A 20,419-nucleotide genomic window follows, 5' to 3' on the forward strand; every position below is an offset into this window, starting at 1 on the left:
TCGTGGCGCCGCGGCTCGCCGCCGTCAACGACCAGCTGTCGGCACTGGCCGAGGTGAAATCGGCTCCCGGACAATGGAAGACGGCCCTGAGGTCGACCGCGATGACGGCCGGCACGGTGCTGGTGGTGTGGGCGGTCCTCGGCAAGGAGCTCGCGCTGCTGTCGATCACCGGTTCGTTCATCGGCAACACCGCCGCGAACCGGCCGTGGCGCGCCCGCATGCACATCCTCGCCTGGATGGACCTCGCGTATCTGGTCGGCTGCGGCATCGTGCTGCTCATCGGCGAAAATCCGGTGCTGCTCACTGGTGCGCTGACCCTCATCGCGATGTCGTCGGTGCTGGTTTACAACGCGTTGATGGCCGACCCGCCCGGCCCGATGTTCCTCATCATCGGGCCGGCGATCGCGTCGTACCTGCCGACCATCGGGGTCTCGAGCTGGCAGGTGATGGCGGTCTGCGCGCTCAGCTGTCTCGTCTCGACCGTGAGCACGCTCCTGCTCCACCCCCGCACCAAGGAATCGCCGGAGGCCGTCGCCGTCGACAAGGCACGCGAAGCGGTCGACGAGCTGACCGAGGCGTCGGCCGGCGATGCAGACGCGCTCGAACTCGCGCACCTGCGTGACAGCGCCTACGCCGAGGTGCTCTCGGCGAGCATGACGCTCACCGAGGCCAGCGGACGCCGTCCGCGCGAGCACTGGCGCACGCTGCTGCTGGAGCTGCGGCGGCAGCACTTCCGGGTGATCGGCGAGGTCGCCGGCCGCTGGTTGCCCGGTGCCGTGGTAGAGGTCGAGCCCGCAGCCCAGCGCAGCTATCTCGGCGCGCCGCCGCTCAACTACCTGCTGCGGTGGGGCTTCTCACCCCGATCGCTGCCCTGGCTCGCGGCCCGCCGCATCGGCATCGCGACGGCGCTGGTGTGCGCCGTGTCGTACGGGCTGCACCTGCACCACCCGTTCTGGGCCGTGATGACGACCGCCTTGATCATGTCGCTGGGCCGTGACCGGCTCTCGCTGACCCACCGCGGCGTGCACCGGATGATCGGCACGCTCGCGGGCATCGTCGCGTTCGTCGGCATCCACGAGATCGGCATGCCGCTCGACTGGCTCATCCCCATCTGCCTCGCCTTCGTCTTCATGGTGCAGTGGACGGCGGTGCGCAACTACGCGCTCGGCGCCTTCTTCGTCACGCCGATGGCGCTGCTCGTCACCACCACCAGCGCACCGGGACACGAGATCGGCGACGTCATCAGCGAGCGCATCATCGACACCCTCATCGGTGTCGGCGTCAGCATCGTCGTCACCTGGGTCACCGACCGGCGCGCACCGATCGCGTTGGTACGCAGGCAATATCGGCGCGTTCTTCGGGTCACCGCCGACCTGCTCGAACTGCTGGTCGCGGGCGAACACAACACCGAAGCCGGTCTGCGGGTGCGCCGCGACCTGGCCTACGAGCAGTTGCAAGCGGCACGCATCCTCAAGATCGCCCAGGAGGACCTGCCGGTGACCCTCGGGTCGTGGTCGCAGGTGGAGGTGGCCGTCAACCAACTCGTCTACACCAGCCTGGTGGCCTGCTGGATCCGCCGACCGGCCGAGCAACTCGACCTCGCCGACATGGCGGCGGCACTGCGCAAGTTCATCCGGGAACTTCCTCCGGTGAGCACCCGGCTCGTCGACGCCGACGAGCTCGTCAGCGGCATCGACAAGGTGCTCTGGTCGGGTTCGTCGGCGATCACGCTGCCGAAGGTCGAGTCGGCGGACGACTGAGCCCCGCATCTTGCCAACTGGTGCGCATCTGGCACCGGGTGCGTGGCCAGACGTATACCAGTTGGCAAGATGGAGCCAGCCGGTATGTTCGCTGCGTGAGTTACGCAGACGAGGTACGCATCGCCCACGTGATCGCCGACGCGGTCGAGCCGACCACGATGGGGCGCTTTCGCGCCGACGACCTCGTCGTCAACACCAAGCCCGACCTCACCCCGGTCAGCGACGCTGACATTGCCACCGAGGAGATCATCCGCGCCCAACTGAAGCGCGCCCGTCCGCGCGACGCGGTGGAGGGTGAGGAGCAGGGGTTGGTCGGCAGCGGCCCGCGGCGCTGGATCATCGACCCGATCGACGGCACCAAGAACTACGTGCGCGGCCTGCCCGTGTGGGCCACCCTCATCGCACTGGTCGAGAACGACGAACCTGTCGTGGGTCTCGTCGCCGCCCCCGCGCTCGGACGCCGGTGGTGGGCCGGCAAGGGCACCGGCGCCTGGACGGGGCGAAACCTGCAGGGCGCCAAGCGGATTCACGTCTCGAAGGTCTCCGACATCGAGGACGCATCGATGTCGTATGCGAACGTGCGCGACTGGGACGCGCACGGCAAGCGCGCGGCGATGCTGCAATTGATGGACGACGTGTGGCGCAGCCGGGCCTACGGCGACTTCTGGTCGCACATGCTCGTCGCCGAGGGATGCGTCGACATCGCCCCTGAGCCGGAGCTCGCGACGTACGACATGGCGGCGTTGGTGCCGATCGTCACCGAGGCCGGCGGACGCTTCACCGGCCTCGACGGCAAATCCGGCTGTTGGAGCGGCAACGCGGTGAGCAGCAACGGACTGCTGCACGACGAGGTGCTGCGCCGCCTGGGCACCGGTTCGACGCAGGAGACGACGCAGCAGCCGGAGGAGCAGGCCACCCGGCCGAGCCTGGGCTCCAGCTGGCCCAGCGCCTGACGGCCGCCCTTTACCGTCAGACGATCGTCAGCTCGCCCAACCCGAGCGCGTCGACCTGGTCTGCGTACTTGTCGGCGTCGCCGACCAGCACGATCGTGCGAGGCTGCGAACTCCACTGCCGCCAGGCCGAATTCACGTCGTCGACGGTCAGCGAGCGCATCGCTGCCAGGTAGTCGGTGATGAAGTCGGTGTCGAGACCGACCAACTGAAGCGAGGCCGCTTCGTCGGCCACCGAGTCGGCGGTGGCGTAGCGCGCCGGCGCGGTCATCGACAGGAAGTCGACGCCTTCGCGCAGTTCGTCGGCGGTGATGCCTTCGTCGACCTGCGCGAAGATCTCGCCGAGCAGCCGCAACGCGTCCGGGGTCGCGTCGCCGCGCACCGAACCCGACGCGACGAACTGCCCGAAGCCCGACCGCGGCCGGAAGCTGCCGCGCATCCCGTAGGTGTAGCCCTTGTCCTCGCGCAGCACGCTGTCGATGCGGGCGTGCGGGGTGCCACCGATGACGTACGACAACACCGGGTGCGGCGCCCACTGGGTGCCGTTCTCCCGGGCCGGGCCGACCCAGCCGTACTGGATCTCGGTCTGCACCGACCCCGGACGGTGCACGAACACGACGCGTCCGCGGTCGTCGGCCGGAGCATCGGTCGGTGCGTCGGCCATGGGGGCGGTGCCTTGGCCCGACCACCGTCCGAGGGTGCCGTCGAGCTCGGTGAGCATCGCCTGCGGGTCGAAGTCTCCGGCGACCACGACGAACGCGTCGTCGGGGCGCACCCATTGCCGGTGGAAGGCCACGCAGTCGTCCCGGGTCAGGCCGGCGAGCGATTCGCGCGAGCCACCCGAGGGACGCGACGCGCGTGACGTCGGGGTGTAGAAGGTGCGCACGAACTCCAGCGTGCCGCGATAACCGGGGTCGGCGAGCTCCTGGTCGATCTGCGAAAGCCGTTGCTGCCGATGCCGATTCACCTCGTTCTCGGGGAAGACCGGCTCGGTGAGGCACTCCAGCGCGAGACCGAATGCGGTGCCGACGTTGCGGGTGGTCGCCTCCAGGTCGACCCAGAGGCCCTGCTGGGCGACTCCGGCGTTCAGCCCGACGCCGTTGCTCTCGAAGAGTTCGGCCATCTCATCGGCGGTGTGCGACGCGGTGCCTTCGTCCATCGTGCGCGACACGATCGTCGCGACGCCCTCACGGTCGCGCGGCTCGGCGGCCAGCGGCACCGGGATGTTGATGCGGGTCGAGGTGACGTGCTGCCCGGGCAACGGGTAGAGGGCGACCTGCAGGCCGTTCGAGAGCCGGTGGCGTTCGGCTTCGGGGAAGGCCCAGGCCTTGGGCGGTCGGACGTCGGGGCGAGCGATGCTCATGCCGCGTCTCCCTTCTTGTGCACGACGACGGCGCGCGACTGCGGACGTAGCCAGGTGTCGGCCACCTGGCGCACTTCGTCGGCAGTGACGGTGGCGGCGTCGTCGAGGTAGGTGTTCACGAACTGCGGGTCGTCGTGCAGCAGCGTGTAGTGGCTGATGGTGTCGGCGCGTTCCTCGTGCACGGCCAGGCCCTGCAACCAGCCGCGTTCGAAGTCGACGAACGCCGTCTTCATCTCGGCCTCGGTCGGCCCCTCGTCGGCGAGCCGGTCGAGTTCCTCGCAGATGAGGCTCTCCAACTGCGGCACGCTGGAGTCGTCGGCGACGTCGGCCACCAGCAGGCCGAGCGAGACCCCGTCGACCAGACCCATCGCCGACCGCGACATGTGGGTGGCGGCCTGCTCGCCGCGCACCGCCCGCCGGTAGAGCCGCGAGGTCGCGAGCCCGGCGAGGATGTCCATCGCCGCCTCGGCCACGAGGAACTCGCGGGTGTGGTCGGGCGGCAGCCGGAAACCGAGGTGCAGACGGTCGGCGGGCACGTCGTCGACCCGTTCGAAGCGCAGCGGCTCGGTGAGCGCCGGCAGCGGCGCGGTGGGCGGCGCGAGTTGCACACCCACCCGTGGCAGACCGCCGAAGTACTTGTCCGCCAACGCAATTGCCTCATCGGCGCCGACGTCGCCGACGAGCGTGAGCACGGTGTTGTCGGGTCCGTAGTGCTGCTTGTAGAAGGCGTGCACGTCGTCGAGGGTCGCGGCGTCGAGGTCGTCCATCGAACCGATCGTGGAGTGCTGGTAGGGGTGGCCGTCGGGGAAGATCAGCGCGTAGAGGTCCTCCAGCGCGTGGCCGTAGGGACGGTTGTCGTACCGCTGCTGCTTCTCCTCCTTCACCACGTCGCGCTGGTTGTCGAGGCAGGTCTGGGTGACGGCGTCGAGCAGGTAGCCGTGCCGATCGGCCTCCAACCACAGTGCAAGGTCGAGCACCCCGGTCGGCACCGTCTCGAAGTAGTTGGTGCGGTCGAACCAGGTGGTGGCGTTGAGGCGGGCGCCGTGGCCCATCAGCGCCCGCATGTGCTCACCCTCGGCCACGTTGCGCGACCCCTGGAACATCAGGTGCTCGAAGAGGTGGGCCAGCCCGGTGCGCCCCGGTTGCTCGTGACGCGACCCGACATTGACCCACAGGTTGACCGCGACGATCGGCACGCTCGGGTCGGGGGCGACGACCACCCGCAGCCCGTTGTCGAGGGTGTGATCGCGCAGTTCGAAGTCCAACGGCATGAGCGACACCATAGATCGGGGGAACCGATCGGCCGCCCACCGCGCCCCAGGGAAGGCCCGGCAATCCACGCGCAACGAGCACCGCCGGGTAACCTGAACCGAGGTCCGGCCGAGTGCCGGACTGCAGAGCGTCAACAGAAGTCGGAGAGCTGATGAGCACCTCGCACGACGGGCAGTACGGCCCGGCCCAGATCGTCTGGCAGGACACCGCCCCCGGCGCGCCCGCCGCGTGGGCCGGCCCCGGTGCGTTCGACGAGGAACCCGCAGCCAATGGTGCGACGGACGGCGCCGCGAACGACACGGCCGCCGCGGGCGAGTCCGACGCGCAGCAGTCGCCGTCGCTCTCGTCGGCGTGGGCTTCCTGGTCGACGCCGCAGGAGGCAGAGCAGCAGGCAGCGCCCGAGGCCGCACCCGCCGAGTCGGCACCGGCTGGGTCTGCAGCGCCTGCCGAGTCGGCCGCACCCGCCGAGACGGCTGCACCCGCCGAGTTCGCCGCGCCGGCAGCGCAGGAACCTGCCCCGGGGCCCGCACCGCAGTCGCAGCCTTTCGACCCGTCGGCCACGATCCAGCACGCGCCGCACGACGAGGGTGCCGACAGCTACGCCGAGCCGTTCGCTCCGGCTGACCAGCGCAGTGGGCAGGACAGCCCGCAGAGCGGGCAGGGCCAGGAGAACGGGTATGGCCAGCAGTCCCAGCAGGGCCAGTACGACCCGTACGCACAGCAGGCCTCGCAGGCACCCGCAGGTCACGACCCGTACGCCGCGCCGCAGAGCCAGCGCGAACAGGGCGGACAGGGCACCTACGACCCGTACGCCGCACCCCAAAGCCAGGGTGGCCAGGGGGCCTACGACCCGTACGCCCAGCAGGCCGCGGCAGGCGGGGTCGACCAGCAGCCCGACAACGGCGCCGCGCCCGGCTACTCCGGCATGGCCTACGTGCCGCCGGCCGAGCGTGCGCAGGGCGGCGCGCCCGCCGCGCCGGCGTACGGCGCCCCAGGCGACTCAGGTGGCGCGCAGCAGTCCGGTGCCGCTCAGGACGCCTGGTCGGCCTACCAGCAGGGCGCCGATTCCGACCGTCCGATGGCCACCGATCCGTCTGCGGGAGAAGCGATCCCGACTCCCCCGGCGGCCGACGACCGTGCGGGTTCGTCCACCGGGTCTGCCGCCTCGGAGCCGGCCGACGACGAGGCCCTGACCATCGGCCGCAGCCGCGACAACTCGATCGTGCTCGACGACATGCTGGTGTCACGCCGCCACCTGCGTATCACCGCCGACGACGAGGGCTTGCTGCTCGAAGACCTCGGCAGCCGCAACGGCACCTACGTCAACGGACGCCGCGTCGAGCGTGCTCACCTGCAGGAGGGCGACCGGATCGGGGTCGGCGGCACCACCTTCGAGGTGCGCAACGACTGGCTCGTCACGATCTGACACCCGCTGATCCCGTGGATACCGCACCCACCCCGGCCGGTTCCACGCCCAGCCCGAACCCGACCACGACCACGACTTCCAGGGGGACAGGTCGATGACCGATGTCCGCATCACCTACGGCGAGAACTCGCGCCGTATCGCCAACAACCAGGTGCTCACGATCGGTCGCGGTCGGGACAACGATCTGATGGTCACCGACGCCGGCGCCTCGCGTCGGCACGCCCAGTTGCGTCGCACCGGTGAGCAGATCGAGGTCACCGACCTCGGCTCGTCGAACGGCACGTTCGTCAACGGGCAACGGATCACCGGCCCGGTGCTCGTCGCCCCGGGCGGGCAGATCCAGCTCGGTGGCACCGACGCCCAGCCGCTCGGCGTGATCATCCGCGCTGCCGCACCACAGGCACCCCAACAAGCCCCGCAGCAGGCACCCCAACAAGCCCCGCAACGGGCGCCGCAGCAGATGGGCGGTGCCGCCACGGCCACACCGGGCGCCCGCACCGCCGTCCCCGCACCCCAGCAGCACGCAGGGTCGCCGCAGCAGCACGCCCCCGCGGCCCACCGCACGCCGTCCGGACCGTTGCCCAAGCGCCGTCCGGCGACCGCCTCGGTGCCGCAGGTGCCGTCGCACACCGGTGTGGTCTTCGACCGGTACCAGTTGCACGAGGCCATGCAGGCGCCGCCGCCCGGCGGCGGTCACACCGCGCTCAGCGGCGCGGCCCCGCAGGTGCTCGCCCCGGCCGGCCCCCAGCCAGGTGGGCAGCGTGCGGGCATGCAGGGCGTGCTCAACATCGGACGCGGTCTGGAGAACGAGGTCGTCGTCGACGACCTGCTCGTCTCGCGCCACCACGCCCGGTTGGTGCCGAACGGTTCCGGCTTCGACGTGCAAGACCTCGGCAGCCGCAACGGCACGTACATCAACGGTCAGCGCATCGGCCACGGCCGGCTCGGCGAGGGCGACCTGCTCGCGGTCGGTCACTCCCGGTTCACCGTCCTGCGCGGGCAGCTGGTCGCCAGCATCGACGAAGGTGACGTCAACTTCGTCGCCAACCACCTGAGCTTCGAACTCGGCAGCGGTAAGAAGCTGCTCGACGACATCTCGTTCGCGCTCGAGGGGTCGAGTCTGCTGGCTGTCATCGGCCCGTCGGGCGCCGGCAAGTCGACGCTGTTGAAGGCGCTCACCGGGTCGCAGCAGGCGACCGAGGGCGAGGTCTACTACGACGGACGAGACCTCTACCAGAACTTCGACGACCTGCGGCACCGCATCGGCGTCGTGCCCCAGGACGACGTCGTGCACCGCCAGCTGACGGTGAAGCAGGCGTTGCGGTTCGCGGCCGAGCTGCGCTTCCCGGACGACCTCGACAAGCACCTGCGTGACCGCCGGGTCGACGAGGTGATGGCCGAACTCGACCTCACCAACCACGCCGACACCCGGGTCGACCGCCTCTCCGGCGGTCAGCGCAAGCGCACCTCGGTGGCGCTGGAGTTGCTCACCCGTCCGTCGCTGTTGTTCCTGGACGAACCGACCTCGGGTCTCGACCCGGGCCTCGACAAGCAGGTCATGCAGACCCTGCGGGGCCTGGCCGACGGTGGCCGGACGGTCGTGGTGATCACGCACAGCGTCGCCAACCTCAACGTGTGCGACAAGGTGCTGCTGCTTGCCCCGGGTGGCAAGGTGGCCTACTTCGGCCCACCCGACCAGTTGCTGCCGTTCTTCGGGCTGAGCGACCATGCCGACGTGTTCACCGCCGTCGCGCGCGACCCGGAGGGGTCGAAGCAGCGGTTCAAGGCGTCGCCGCTGGAGGCCGAGCAGATCGAGGCGCCGCTGTCGGCGCGTCGCCCGGCGATGCGTCCGCTGGAGAAGCCGCCGAGGCAGCAGTCGATCGGGTCGCAGTTGTCGACCTTGGCCCGTCGACATCTCCAGGTGATCCTGGCCGACAAGGGCTACACCGCGTTCATGCTGTTGCTGCCGGTGGTGCTCGCCGTGCTGGTGATGGTGGTGCCCAGCAAGCACGGGCTCGCGACACCACCACCCGACGGCATCAACACCGCCGAACCACGCGTGCTGCTGGTGGTGATCATCGTCGGGGCGCTGTTCATGGGCACGGCGGCCAGCATCCGCGAACTCGTCGGCGAACGCGCGATCTTCAACCGCGAGAAGGCGGTCGGTCTGTCGCCGGCGGCCTACCTGTGGAGCAAACTGGCGATCTTCGGCCTACTCACCCTGATCCAGTCGATCGTGCTGGTGCTGCTGGTGCTCGCCGTGAAGCCCGGCCCGTCGTCGGCGGTGATGTTCGGCAGCCCGACGGTGGAGTTGATCCTGGTCACCTGGTTGACCGCGTTCAGCGCGGTCGCGCTGGGTCTGTTGATGTCGAGCTTCGTCACCACCAGCGAGCAGGTGATGCCGTTGCTGGTCGTGTCGATCATGACCCAGATGGTGCTCTGCGGTGGCCTCTTCCCGGTCGACGGCCGCCCCGGCATGGAGCAGCTGAGCTGGTTCACCCCCGGCCGGTGGGGTTACGCCGCGTCCGTCGCGGTGGTGGGTCTGCAGGACTGGATCCCGCGGGGCGAGCAGTACGAGAAGTGGCGTGCCGACGTCGCCGACCCGTTGTGGGCCCACTCCTCCGGCATCTACATGCTCTGCCTGGCGATGATGCTGGTGCTCTCGGCGGTCTTCGCGGCGATCACCCTGCGCCGCTTGTCGCGCAAGAACACCGACTGATCGCGGTGCAAAGGCCCCACCCGGTTATTGGGTGGGGCCTTCGTCGTGTCGCCACGTATCCTGGAGGGTATGCCCCGCGAGTCCGGCAAGAAGATCATTGCCAACAACAAGAAGGCACGCCACGACTACCTCATCGAGGAGACCGTCGAGGCGGGCCTGGTTCTCATGGGCACCGAGGTGAAGAGCCTGCGGATGGGCCGTGCCAACCTCACCGACGGTTTCGCCAGCGAGCGCAACGGCGAGCTGTGGCTGGAGAACGTCCACATCCCCGAATACCTGCAGGGCACCTGGACCAACCACTCCGCCAAGCGCCGGCGCAAGCTGCTGATGCACCGCGCCGAGATCGACAAGCTCATCTCCAAGTCGCGCGAGTCGGGCCACACCCTCATCCCGTTGTCGCTGTACTTCCTCGACGGGCGGGCCAAGGTCGAGATCGGCCTGGCCAAGGGTAAGAAGCTGCACGACAAGCGACAGGCGCTGCGCGAGCGGCAGGACGACCGCGAGGCACAACGCGCCATGTCCAACGCCTTCAAGCGCGGACGGCGGTAAGCACCGATGCGAGCACGCGCACTGGCCGGCTTCGGTCTCGTCGCGCTGCTCGCGGCCTGCACCGGTTCGACCGGCGGTTCGTCCTCGTCGACCTCGACCGGGTCTTCGGCCTCCTCCTCGACCGGCGCTTCCGCCCCGGCAGGCACGAGTTCGTCCGCGGCCGCCTCGGGGTCTGCGCCGCGGCTCGAGATCCAGGAGGTCGCCGGCGGCCTCGAACACCCCTGGGACCTCGCCTTCCTTCCCGACGGACAGGTGCTCGTCACCGAACGCGGCGGCGCGCTCGTGCTGCTCAGCAGCTCCGCTCCTGGGGCGCGCCGCACCAGCGTCGACGCCGATCTCGACCAGGTCAACGCGCGCGGCGAGGGCGGGCTGATGGGGCTGGTGTTGTCGCCCGACTTCGCCACGTCCCGCGAGTTCATCACCTGCGAGACCCACACCACCCAGGACATCCGACTGGTGGTGCGGCGGTTGTCCGCCGACGGCCGGACGGCGACCCGCACCCGTGACCTGCTCACCGGCTTCCCGGTAGCCGGCAGCGGCCGTCACTCCGGCTGTCGGATGGCCTACGGCGCCGACGGCATGCTCTACGTCGGCACCGGCGACACCGCCGATCCGACTGCCCCACAAGACCGTTCGAGCCTCGGCGGCAAGGTGCTGCGCATCGATCCGCGCACCGGGGCCGCGCCCGCAGGCAACCCGTTCGCGACGTCGTCCGACCCGCACGAACGCCTGATCTGGACCTACGGCCATCGCAACGTCCAGGGCATCGCGGTGACCGGCGACCGCGTCTACTCCGCCGAGCACGGCCCCGACAAGAACGACGAGGTCAACCTGCTGAAGCCCGGCGCGAACTACGGCTGGGACCCCGGCCAGGGTGGCAGCCGGCGCAACTACGACGAGAGCGTGCCGATGACCGACACCGCTCGCTTCCCCGATGCGGTCGGGGCGGTGTGGCAGTCGGGCGACATGACCGAGGCCATCTGCGCGGCAACCTTCCTCACCGGCGAGAAGTGGGGCAGTTGGCAGGGCGCGATGGTGGTGACGGCGCTGAAGGGCGCCAAACTTCTTGTGCTGCAGTTCGACCCGTCCGGCAGCAGGGTGACCGGCACGACCGTCCCGCCCGAGTTCGCCGACAAGTACGGACGGTTGCGGGCGGCCCGAGTGGGCCCCGACGGCGCGCTCTACGTCACGACCAGCAACGGCAGTGACGACAAGGTGCTGCGCGTCGTCCCGAGCTGACCGGAGCTATCCGATCCAGATCCGCGGGTTGACGTACTGGCCGTCGTTCAGCGTCGCGAAGTGCAGGTGGCAGCCGGTCGAACGCCCGGTGGTGCCGACGTAGCCGATCAACTGGCCCTTCTTCACGTGTCCGCCACGCATCGCGAACTTGCTGAGGTGCTCGTACATCGTCGCGAGGTTGACGCCGCGCACGAAGCCGTGGTCGATGACGATGTGGTTACCCGCGACGTCGTCGTATCCGGCCTCGACGATGTCGCCGTCGGCGCCGGCGTAGACCGGTGTGCCACAGGCGAATGCGTAGTCGACACCGGCGTGCAGCATCCAGACGTGCAGCACCGGGTTGTTGCGCAGACCGAACTCGGAGACGATCTCGTTCGGCGGGCCGGGCGGGTTGAGGAAGCCGTTCGAGGTGTAGGGCGCCCGCGGCTGGGTGGTGACGTTCTTCGGCACGGCCATCTTCGCCTGGCGGGCCGCCTTCGCGCGGGCCGCGGCACGCGCCGCCAACACCTTGCCGAGTCGGGCGGATTCGCCCTTCTGCCAGGCAAGTTGCTTCAGGTCGGCCTTGCGCTGGGTGTCGAGCGTGTTGCGCTGGGAGATCTGGGTGCGCTGCAGCGACTCCAGACGGGTCTTGGCCGACTGCGCGTTGTTGCGGGCGGTCGTGGCCGCGGTGACGGCGTTGCCGGCCTGCACCTTGAGCCCGGCCACCCGGCGGGTGGCGGCACCGAGCCGGTTGACGGCGGCGGTCTTCGACGCCTTCTCCCCCGCCAGCGTGGTCAGCACGCCGTTCTGCTGCCGCATCACGATGTCGGCCAGCGACATCGTGTCGGACGGGTTCTTCTTGCTCATCAGGATCTGCAGCGTGAGGTCGAACGACCCGAGGCCACCGGTCATGTAGCTCTGCCGCGCGACGCCACCGACCAGCTTCTTGGTCTTGGCCTGCGAGGCGTTGATCGTGGTGAGTTCGCCCCGGGCGCGGCGCTCGTCGCTCTGTGCGATGCGCAGTTGGCTGTTGACGCCCTTGAGGTGGTTCTCGGCTCCGGTGAGGGCCTTCTGCTTGTTGGACAGGTCGGTGCGCGCCGCGCCGAGGAGCACCTCGGTGCGGGCCACGGCGTCGTTGGCGGCCTTGAGCTGCTTGCTCACCGAGTCGAGGCTGCCCTGGGTGGCGACGATCTGGTTGTCGATCTTCTTCTTCTGATCGCCCGGGTCGTCGGCCTTGGCGTGCAAGCCGCTCGAGGCGAGCATCGCCAACACGGCGACGACGGCACCGCGCCGCACCACCGGTCCGACGGTTCGATCCGATCGTTTCACGCCGCTTTCGTCCTTTCGCGCCATGACTAGACCCTCACCTGCCGACGCAGGCTGAACCAGGAGACGAGGATCGACAGCACCACGGCTCCCCCCACGAGCCAGGGTACGACCTGCCACACCTCGCTCGCGCCGATCAGCGAAATCACATCGCCCCCGCGTCCACCCGAATTGAACAAGTCGGCAATTCCCTTCTCCACCAGGAGCCAGAGCACCCCGACCGACAACGCCGCACCGACCAGGGCGGCCAGCACGACCTCGATGATGAACGGCAGGTAGATCGTCGTCGCCGACGCTCCGACCAACCGCATGATCTCCACCTGACGGCGGCGGCTGAAGGCGACCTGCCGAACGGTGGTGCTGATCAACAGGATCGAGCAGACCACCATGACCGCGGCCAACCCGACGGCGCCGACGCTGAGCACGCCGAGCAGTTTGAAGAAGGTGTCGAGCACCTTGCGTTGGTCGCTGATCGCCTCCACGCCCGGTGATCCGTCGATGGCAGCGACCACCTCGGAGTAACGGTTCGGATCGGACAACTTGACCCGGAACGACGCCGGCATCGAGGCAGCCGTGACCTCACTGAGGTACGGGCTGTTCTTGAACTGCTGCTTGAAGCGGGTGTAGGCCTGCCCGGAGCTCTCGTAGTAGATCGCGTCGACGAGCGGGCGCATGCTCTCCAGGTCGCGGCGCACTTGATCGGTCTGTGCCTTCGTGGCGACACCGTCGACACACGAGGCCACCGCGCTGGAGTCGTTGGTGCACAGGAAGATCGACACCTCGACCTTGTCGTACCAGTAGCCCTTGGCCATCGTGACCTGCTTCTGGGCGAGCAGGCCGAGGCCGAGGAAGAACATCGACACCATCGTGACCAGCACGACGGAGATGATCATCGACAGGTTGCGGCGGATGCCGCTGCCGACCTCGCCGAGGATGAACCGCAGCCGCATCAGTCGACCGTCCGTCCGCGCGTGGCCTGCGGGGCGGGCTCGGCGATGTAGCTGCCGAGTTGCTCGTCGCGGATGAGTTCTCCGTTGCTCAGTTCGATCACTCGCTTGCGGAACAGGTCGACGATGCGCACGTCGTGGGTGGCGACCACCACGGTGGTGCCCGCCTTGTTGATGCGGTCGAGCACCTTGACGATCTCGGTGCTGGTGTCGGGGTCGAGGTTGCCGGTGGGTTCGTCAGCCAGCAGGATCTGCGGCTTCTTCACCATCGCGCGGGCGATCGCCACCCGCTGCTGCTCGCCACCGGACAGTTCGTGCGGACGCCGTTTGGCGAGCCCGTCGAGGCCGACGAGTTCGAGGATCTCGGGCACCATCTGCTTGATGCGGTGGCGTTTGATGCCGAGCACCTGGAGGGCGAACGCGACGTTCTGGTAGACGGTCTTGTTCTCCAGCAGGCGGAAATCCTGGAAGACGACCCCGATGTCGCGGCGCAGGGCCGGCACGTGCCGGTTCGGCAGCGTGCGCAGGTCGCGACCGGCGACCAGGATCGACCCCTCGGTGGCCGTGATCTGGCGGGTCATCAGCTGCAGCATCGTCGACTTGCCCGAACCGGAGGTGCCGATGAGGAAGGCGAAGTCACCGCGGCCGACGTCGATCGAAACGTCGCGCAGGGCCGGCTCGGAGCCTCCTGCGTACCGCTTGGTGACGTTCTCGAAAGTGATCATGCGGGGATCGAGCAAGCCTCACGTCGGTGTCGGATGGTGCGCCCCACCAGGCGAATTCGACCGATCCCGCATCGTGAGGCGACGCAAACGTACGCCGCAGAAGACCCGGCCCGGCGAAGGCACGCCGACGAAGCCCCCGCAAACCCCACCCGTCACTGGGGTGACGTCATTACGCGCGGAGGTCTACTCCTTCTCGCCGGTGCGCTTCCAGCGGATTCCGGCCTCCATGAAGCCGTCGATGTCGCCGTCGAACACGGCCGACGGGTTGCCCGTCTCGTACTCGGTGCGCAGGTCCTTGACCATCTGGTACGGGTTCAACACGTACGAGCGCATCTGATCGCCCCAGCTCGCGGTGGAGTCGCCGGCCAGCTCCTTGCGCTGCTTGGCCTCCTCCTCGCGCTTGAGCAGCAGCAGGCGCGACTGCATCACGCGCAGCGCGGCGGCGCGGTTCTGGATCTGGCTCTTCTCGTTCTGCATCGAGACGACCGTGCCGGTCGGGATGTGCGTCATGCGCACGGCCGAGTCGGTGGTGTTGACGCTCTGACCACCCGGGCCCGAGCTGCGGAACACGTCGATCTTCAGTTCGTTCTCGGGGATCTCGATCGAGTCGGTCTGCTCGATCAGCGGGATCACCTCGACCGCGGCGAAGCTGGTCTGGCGGCGGCCCTGGTTGTCGAACGGGCTGATCCGCACCAGGCGGTGGGTGCCGGCCTCGACGGCCATGTGCCCGTACGCGTACGGCTCGTTGACCTCGAAGGTTGCCGACTTCAGGCCCGCCTCCTCGGCGTAGCTGGTGTCCATCACCTTGGTCGAGTAGCCGTGCCGCTCGGCCCAGCGCAGGTACATCCGCATCAGCATCTCGGCGAAGTCGGCGGCGTCGACGCCACCGGCGCCGGCGCGGATGGTGACGACGGCCTCGCGCTGATCCCATTCGCCGTTGAGCAGGGTGCGCACCTCGAGCTCACCGACGGCCTTCTTCACCGACTCCAGCTCACGCTCGGCCTCGGCCATCGTGTCGGCGTCGTGCTCCTCGGTGGCCATCTCGACCAGCACCTCGAGGTCGTCGATGCGGGAGTCCATCGACTCGACCCGGTCGACCTCGGCGTTCGCGCGCGACAACGCGCTGGTGACCTGCTGCGCCTTCTCCTGGTCGTCCCACAGGTCGGGCGCGGCGGACTGCTCCTCCAGATCAGCGATCCGCTTCTTCAACGACTCGAGGTCGGTCACCTCGCGCACCGACTCCATCGTCGTGCGCAGGTCCTTCAGTTCCGCGGGAAAATCAACAGCCACGGTCGTCAAGACTACGGCAGAGCGGCACCGGATCCGTCCGCGCCGGTCGCGAGTGCCCTACCTGTCCGGCAGAGCAACGGTTGTATCGAGGGCGCTGGTGGACAAGTGGTGCACTCCACCGACGCCGCCCGAACCCGCGGCGCCCATGACCCGCTCGCCGTAAATTTGGGCGGCAGTTCGACGACCCGGCGTTGGAAAGCTTCGTGCAGGTGCTACGCGGTGTCTCCAGTGAAAGATCGGTGTTGCTGTCACGACACCGATCTTTCACTGGAGCGCGCCGGCCGCGGCGCCGCGATCACCGTTGGACGGTGGACCGGGCGCGCGACTCGACGCTGACCGACACGTCGGCCCCGAGGAACGACAGGAGCCCGCCGGTCAGGGGTGGGTGCACCAGCGCCTGCACCCGCACGACTGCGGTGTTGTTGCCGGAGACGTCGCCGCCGGTGACCTGCCAGGCAGAGACGTTGGTGGGCACCTGCTGGCGAGCGAGACTGCCGCTCGCGGCTTCGGCGACGCGCTGCCCGGTCAGCGGGGTGCCGGCGCCGAGGCCGCCGCGATAGACCGCGCTCTCGTCGAGACTGTCGGCCGCCTCGAGGGCGGCCGAGTCGGTGGCGTTGAGCACCCGCATCTTGGCCAATTGCACTGCGGTGACGTCGATTCCGCCGACCACGAGCACGCCGAGGATCGCGAAGAGTCCGGCGGCGAGCACCATGATGCGACCGTCCTCGGCATCGCCGCCGAGTCGCGCCGCGATCCACCTGCGCAGCCGGGTCATTCGCGGTACTTCCCGACCGACTCGACGTGGGTGCTGGTGAGGTGCACCGAGGTCGGCACCACGCCACCGAGGAAGTCGGGCACCAACGGCAACTCGACATCGACCGCCGTCGTCACCGTGATGTGGCCACCGCGAGTCAGGCACGGCGTCCGCTCGCAACTGATCCCCGCCTGCCCGGTGAGTCCGTGATCGGCGAACACCATCGCGGCGCCGGCCTGCGCACGCTGCGACCCGGCGCCGTCGTCCGTGGCGGTGACGTACATGCGTCCGGCCTCTCGGGCCGCCCCGGACACCGCGTAGGCGCCGGCCTGCAACCGGGCGAGAGTGATCACCAGGTAGAAGACCGGCAGGGTGAGCAGCACACCGACGACGAGGAACTCCAGCACGGCAGAGCCGCGTTCGTCGTCGCCGCCGCGGCGCAGCCTCGCGAGCAGGCGATTCACTGCGCCTCCACGTAAGCCCGGCCCGACACCTTGAGGGCACCGGGCGGCCCGAAGGGTCCGAGCACGGGCAGCCGCGTGCGCACCGTCACCAGCACCACCCGTGCTCCGCCCTCCACGGTCTCGGTGGCCGACACGTCGCCGGAGAAGCGGGCGTCGAGGCCCTGGTCGATGAGCGTGCGCGTGCGGGCTGCACCGGCGGCCGGTGACGAGTCGGCCCGCGCGCCGTAACGGGCACCGTCGACCGCATACGCAGTCAACGAATTCCGCACGAACAGAGCGAAACCCACCTGGAATGCGCCGAGGAAGAGCACCACGAGCAGGGCGCCGACCATCGCGAACTCCGCGACGGCACTGCCCCGCTCCCGGTCGACGGTGGCCGGCTCACTGGCCTCCGCTGACACCGTGGATCGCGTTGTCGAACAGGCTGGTCAGTTGCGGCTGCGCGAACTGCCAGATCGCGGTCACCAGACCGGCGGTCATCAAGGTGATGAGCACCCAGCCGGGCACATCGCCGCGCTCGCGGTCGCCGGTCACCTCCAGAACCCGCCGAATCAGCCGGTCACTCATCGTGCGAAGTGCGTTCATGGTCGTTCCTCCTGGGCGCTTGCGCGCCGTTCTACCTTTGGGTTGCACGATGCGGGGTCACATCGTGAGTTTGAGTGCGGACAGGCCGGGCCAGACCGCGAAAAGGATGGTCACCGGAAGCACCAGGAAGACGACGGGAACCATCATCGCGAGCTCGCGGCGTCCGCCGAGTTCGATGAGGTCCTGCTTCGCCGCATCACGGGCGTCCTGTGCTTGGGCACGCATCACATCGGCAAGGGGTGTGCCTCGCTCAAGTGCGACGATGATGCCGTCGACGAATCGCGCCAGGCTGGCCAAGCCGGTGCGATCGGCCAGACCCTGGAGGGCCTCCGGCAGGCTGGCACCCGCGCGCGCATCGACCAGGCACCTGGTGAGTTCACCGGACAGTTCGCCCTTCGACAGGCGGGCCACCCGTTCCAAGGCCGCCGCGGCGCCCTCTCCGGCGGTGATCGCGAGGGCGAGCAACTCCGCGATCGCCGGGAACTCGGCGAGGATCTCCCGGTCGCGCCTGTCGGCCGCTCGCGACAGGAGTTGGTCGCGCAGCACCACGCCACCACCGGCGGCGAGGAGCACGAGCAGCACCGCGCTCACCGGCGACTGCGCACCGGCCGCCATCCGCAGCGACACCCACCCCGTCGCGGCGAGCGCCGCGACGCAGCCGTACATCGCCTGCTCGGCCCGGAAGTCATCGACGGTGGCCGAACTGCCGGCCCGTTCCAACCGGCGCCGCACCGACGCGCTTCCGCCGAGTACCGAGTCGACCAGACGACCACCCTTGCGCAACAACGGTTTCCACAGGCTCGACTGCGTCGATGCGGTGGCACCGAGATACTTCGACGGACGCGGCCGCTCGGCGACGTAGGGGGCGACGCGGTCGGCGAGGGTGAGCTTGCGACGCATCGGCAGCCCTTGCCAGACGAGCACCAGCCCGGCGGCCACGACGAGCCCGCACAGCGCACCGATCCACACCAGATTGCCACTCACGCCATCACCCGCACCTCGGTCGGCAGCCGTCCGATGCGGCGCATGATGCGGTAGGCGGCGAACGACACGAGGCCGCCGATCACCAGGATCACGACGCCGGTGGGCGAGCTGTAGGCCTCGAGGCTGCTGCCCCGAGTGGCGAGCATCAGCAGCACCAGCCACGGCGCCACCAGCGCGAGCCGGGCGGCATTCACCGTCCACGACTGGCGGGCCTCCAACTCGGCGCGGGTGCGCGCGTCGTCGCGCAGGAAGGTCGACAGAGTGCGCAGCAGCCGGCCGAGGTCGGTGCCGCCGACCTCCCGGGCCAGCCGCAGCGACTCGACGAGGCGGTCGGCCACCGGATCGGCCAGCCGGTCCTTGAGGTCGTCGAGGCTGGTCTGGAAGTCGCCGCTGGTGCGGTAGTCGTGGGCGAACTGCGCGAATGCGGGACGCAGTTCCTCCGGGCCGCGCACCGACAATTGCGCGAGCGCCTCCGGCAGCGCGAGGCCGGCCCGTACGGCGGATGCGATGTGGTCGACCGCGTCGGGCCACAGTTCGCGACGTCCGTGTCTGCGGCGCTGGGCGCGGCTGCGCAACACCGCCACCGGCGTGTATCCGGCCAGCAGCGCGAAGCAGAACGCGACCGGTGCGACCTGCGTGAGCGCCATGCCGAGCAGGAAGACGAACAGCGCGAGACCGAAGCACAGCAACGCGAGGGTCGACACGTTCAACCCACGCATCCCCGACACCGCGAGGTCGCTGCGCAGCCGGTCGACGGCGGTGACCTTCGACTTCGGGCGCTTTGCCTGCTGCGGCCAGAACGACCAGTAGATGCAGAACACCCCGAGCCCCAGCAGGGTGCTGACGAGCGGAATCATTCGCGATCCCCAAGCAGGCGGGCCACGTCGAAGCCGGCGCGTTCGAAGCGTTCGGCGTGCGGCGGGAACCCCTCGCCACGCACCAACCGGCCGTCGCGGCGCACGAAGAGTTCGGCGAGCTCGATGACGCTTCCCTCGAATCGGCCGGGCACTGCTGCGATCTCGCGCACGCCGCGGCTGCCGTCGCGGTCGAGACCGACGTGCACGATGAGGTCGATCGACGATGCCACCGTCGGCATCACGAACTGCGATCCGACGTTCGGGCCGGCCAACAGCGGCAGGGTGCACATCTTGACCAGCGCCTCGCGGGCGGAGTTGGCGTGCAGGCTGGCCATGCCGGGCAGGCCGCTGTTCATCGCGATGAGCAGGTCGAGGCTCTCCTCCTGGCGCACCTCGCCGACGATGATCCGCGACGGGCGCATCCGCAGTGCCTCCTTCACCAGCCGGCGCAGCGGAATCTCGCCGGTGCCCTCGAGGCTGGGCTGCCGACACTGCAGCGCGGCCCAGTCGCGCAGGTTGAGCTTCAGCTCGAAGACCTCCTCGCACGACACGACCCGCTCGGTCGCAGGGATCGCGGCCGCGAGGCAGTTCAGCATGGTGGTCTTGCCGGCCTGCGTTCCGCCGGTCACCAGCACGTTGAGGCCACTGGCCACGGCCGCGCGCAGGAAGCGGGCCGCGGGCGCGGGGAGCGAGCCCATGGTCACGAGGTCGTCGAGCGAGTGCGCGCGAGCGACGAACTTGCGGATGTTGACGTACCAACGCCCGGGTGTGACGTCGGGGATCGCGACGTGCAACCGCGACCCATCGGGCAGGGTGGCATCGACGAACGGCGACGACAGGTCGACGCGGCGACCGGAGGGCTTGAGCATCCGCTCGACGAGGTTGCGCACCTCCTGCTCGGTGAGGATCGTCGGCGTCAACTCGGGCACGCCGCGTCGTGCGACGAACACCCGGCTCGGCTCGTTCAGCCAAATTTCCTCGACCGTCGGGTCGTCGAGGTACTGCTGGAGCGCGCCGTAGCCGAGCACCGAGTCGAGCACGCTGCGGGTCGCGACGTCGCGGTCGCCCAGCGGTTCGAGACCGCCGTGCAGGGTGCGTTCCTCGTAGTCGGCGACGACGTCGTGGATCAGCGAGTGCAGTCCCGCCCGGTCGCCGAGCGGGTCGAGCCGACGTCTGCGAATGAGTTCGCGGACCTCGCCCTCGATGACCTGGATGCCGTTCATTGCGTGC

Annotated in this window: 19 protein-coding genes; 6 read left to right on the forward strand and 13 right to left on the reverse strand. The window is 69.3% G+C overall.

Annotated elements, in window-relative coordinates; translation table 11 throughout:
- Positions 1–2: 2 nt before the first annotated feature.
- Together DFJ65_RS14650 and hisN are read left to right on the forward strand one after the other, a co-directional pair.
- A complete protein-coding gene (locus DFJ65_RS14650; protein ID WP_115923655.1) occupies positions 3–1,760 on the forward strand; it encodes an FUSC family protein in 1,758 nt (585 codons plus the stop codon).
- 95 nt (positions 1,761–1,855) lie between these two features.
- Complete coding sequence (gene hisN, locus DFJ65_RS14655) at positions 1,856–2,713, forward strand: histidinol-phosphatase (protein WP_245950306.1); 858 nt, start codon at positions 1,856–1,858, stop codon at positions 2,711–2,713.
- 16 nt (positions 2,714–2,729) lie between these two features.
- Here hisN and DFJ65_RS14660 read toward each other — a convergent pair whose 3' ends face one another.
- Positions 2,730–4,073: a M16 family metallopeptidase gene (locus DFJ65_RS14660; protein WP_115923656.1), complete on the reverse strand. Its 1,344-nt coding sequence runs from the start codon at positions 4,071–4,073 to the stop codon at positions 2,730–2,732.
- A complete protein-coding gene (locus DFJ65_RS14665; RefSeq protein ID WP_115924351.1) occupies positions 4,070–5,344 on the reverse strand; it encodes a M16 family metallopeptidase in 1,275 nt (424 codons plus the stop codon). The genes DFJ65_RS14660 and DFJ65_RS14665 overlap by 4 nt, the downstream gene beginning before the upstream one ends.
- 152 nt (positions 5,345–5,496) lie before the next feature.
- Between DFJ65_RS14665 and DFJ65_RS14670 the strand changes: the two genes are divergently transcribed.
- From DFJ65_RS14670 to DFJ65_RS14685, 4 genes are all read left to right on the forward strand, one after another.
- A complete protein-coding gene (locus DFJ65_RS14670) occupies positions 5,497–6,771 on the forward strand; it encodes an FHA domain-containing protein (RefSeq protein ID WP_115923657.1) in 1,275 nt (424 codons plus the stop codon).
- A 94-nt stretch (positions 6,772–6,865) separates the two neighbouring features.
- Positions 6,866–9,490 (forward strand): FHA domain-containing protein, encoded by a 2,625-nt coding sequence (locus tag DFJ65_RS14675; RefSeq protein WP_115923658.1) that lies wholly within the window; start codon positions 6,866–6,868, stop codon positions 9,488–9,490.
- A gap of 69 nt (positions 9,491–9,559) precedes the next feature.
- The gene (gene smpB / locus DFJ65_RS14680) at positions 9,560–10,039 is read left to right on the forward strand and encodes an SsrA-binding protein SmpB (RefSeq protein WP_115923659.1); all 480 of its coding nucleotides are present in this window, start codon (positions 9,560–9,562) and stop codon (positions 10,037–10,039) included.
- Positions 10,040–10,045: 6 nt separating this feature from the next.
- A complete protein-coding gene (locus tag DFJ65_RS14685) occupies positions 10,046–11,278 on the forward strand; it encodes a PQQ-dependent sugar dehydrogenase (protein ID WP_115923660.1) in 1,233 nt (410 codons plus the stop codon).
- A gap of 6 nt (positions 11,279–11,284) precedes the next feature.
- On the opposite strand, the gene DFJ65_RS14690 is transcribed toward DFJ65_RS14685, so the two are convergent.
- The 11 genes from DFJ65_RS14690 to DFJ65_RS14740 form a co-directional block, all read right to left on the reverse strand.
- Complete coding sequence (locus tag DFJ65_RS14690) at positions 11,285–12,586, reverse strand: M23 family metallopeptidase (protein ID WP_170144110.1); 1,302 nt, start codon at positions 12,584–12,586, stop codon at positions 11,285–11,287.
- 26 nt (positions 12,587–12,612) lie between these two features.
- Positions 12,613–13,533 (reverse strand): permease-like cell division protein FtsX, encoded by a 921-nt coding sequence (gene ftsX, locus DFJ65_RS14695; protein ID WP_115923662.1) that lies wholly within the window; start codon positions 13,531–13,533, stop codon positions 12,613–12,615.
- A complete protein-coding gene (ftsE, locus tag DFJ65_RS14700) occupies positions 13,533–14,255 on the reverse strand; it encodes a cell division ATP-binding protein FtsE (RefSeq protein ID WP_115923663.1) in 723 nt (240 codons plus the stop codon). The genes ftsX and ftsE overlap by 1 nt, the downstream gene beginning before the upstream one ends.
- 183 nt (positions 14,256–14,438) lie before the next feature.
- Positions 14,439–15,545 (reverse strand): peptide chain release factor 2, encoded by a 1,107-nt coding sequence (gene prfB, locus DFJ65_RS14705; RefSeq protein WP_115923664.1) that lies wholly within the window; start codon positions 15,543–15,545, stop codon positions 14,439–14,441.
- Positions 15,546–15,840: 295 nt separating this feature from the next.
- Positions 15,841–16,320: a TadE/TadG family type IV pilus assembly protein gene (locus tag DFJ65_RS14710; protein WP_115923665.1), complete on the reverse strand. Its 480-nt coding sequence runs from the start codon at positions 16,318–16,320 to the stop codon at positions 15,841–15,843.
- A complete protein-coding gene (locus DFJ65_RS14715; protein ID WP_115923666.1) occupies positions 16,317–16,763 on the reverse strand; it encodes a TadE/TadG family type IV pilus assembly protein in 447 nt (148 codons plus the stop codon). The genes DFJ65_RS14710 and DFJ65_RS14715 overlap by 4 nt, the downstream gene beginning before the upstream one ends.
- A complete protein-coding gene (locus DFJ65_RS14720; RefSeq protein ID WP_245950307.1) occupies positions 16,760–17,164 on the reverse strand; it encodes a TadE family protein in 405 nt (134 codons plus the stop codon). Before DFJ65_RS14720 ends, DFJ65_RS14715 begins: the two co-directional genes overlap by 4 nt.
- Positions 17,145–17,348, reverse strand: a complete 204-nt coding sequence (locus tag DFJ65_RS14725; protein WP_115923667.1) for a hypothetical protein — start codon at positions 17,346–17,348, stop codon at positions 17,145–17,147. Before DFJ65_RS14725 ends, DFJ65_RS14720 begins: the two co-directional genes overlap by 20 nt.
- A 57-nt stretch (positions 17,349–17,405) precedes the next feature.
- Positions 17,406–18,332 carry a type II secretion system F family protein gene (locus DFJ65_RS14730; RefSeq protein ID WP_245950308.1) on the reverse strand — a complete coding sequence of 309 codons (927 nt, stop codon included), beginning with the start codon at positions 18,330–18,332 and terminating at the stop codon, positions 17,406–17,408.
- Positions 18,329–19,189, reverse strand: coding sequence for a type II secretion system F family protein (locus tag DFJ65_RS14735; protein WP_115923668.1), 861 nt, complete (start codon positions 19,187–19,189; stop codon positions 18,329–18,331). The genes DFJ65_RS14730 and DFJ65_RS14735 overlap by 4 nt, the downstream gene beginning before the upstream one ends.
- The gene (locus DFJ65_RS14740; protein ID WP_115923669.1) at positions 19,186–20,412 is read right to left on the reverse strand and encodes a TadA family conjugal transfer-associated ATPase; all 1,227 of its coding nucleotides are present in this window, start codon (positions 20,410–20,412) and stop codon (positions 19,186–19,188) included. The genes DFJ65_RS14735 and DFJ65_RS14740 overlap by 4 nt, the downstream gene beginning before the upstream one ends.
- Between the last annotated feature and the right edge of the window lie 7 nt (positions 20,413–20,419).

It is taken from the genome of Calidifontibacter indicus (genome assembly GCF_003386865.1).
Taxonomy (GTDB): Bacteria; Actinomycetota; Actinomycetes; order Actinomycetales; family Dermatophilaceae; genus Yimella; species Yimella indica.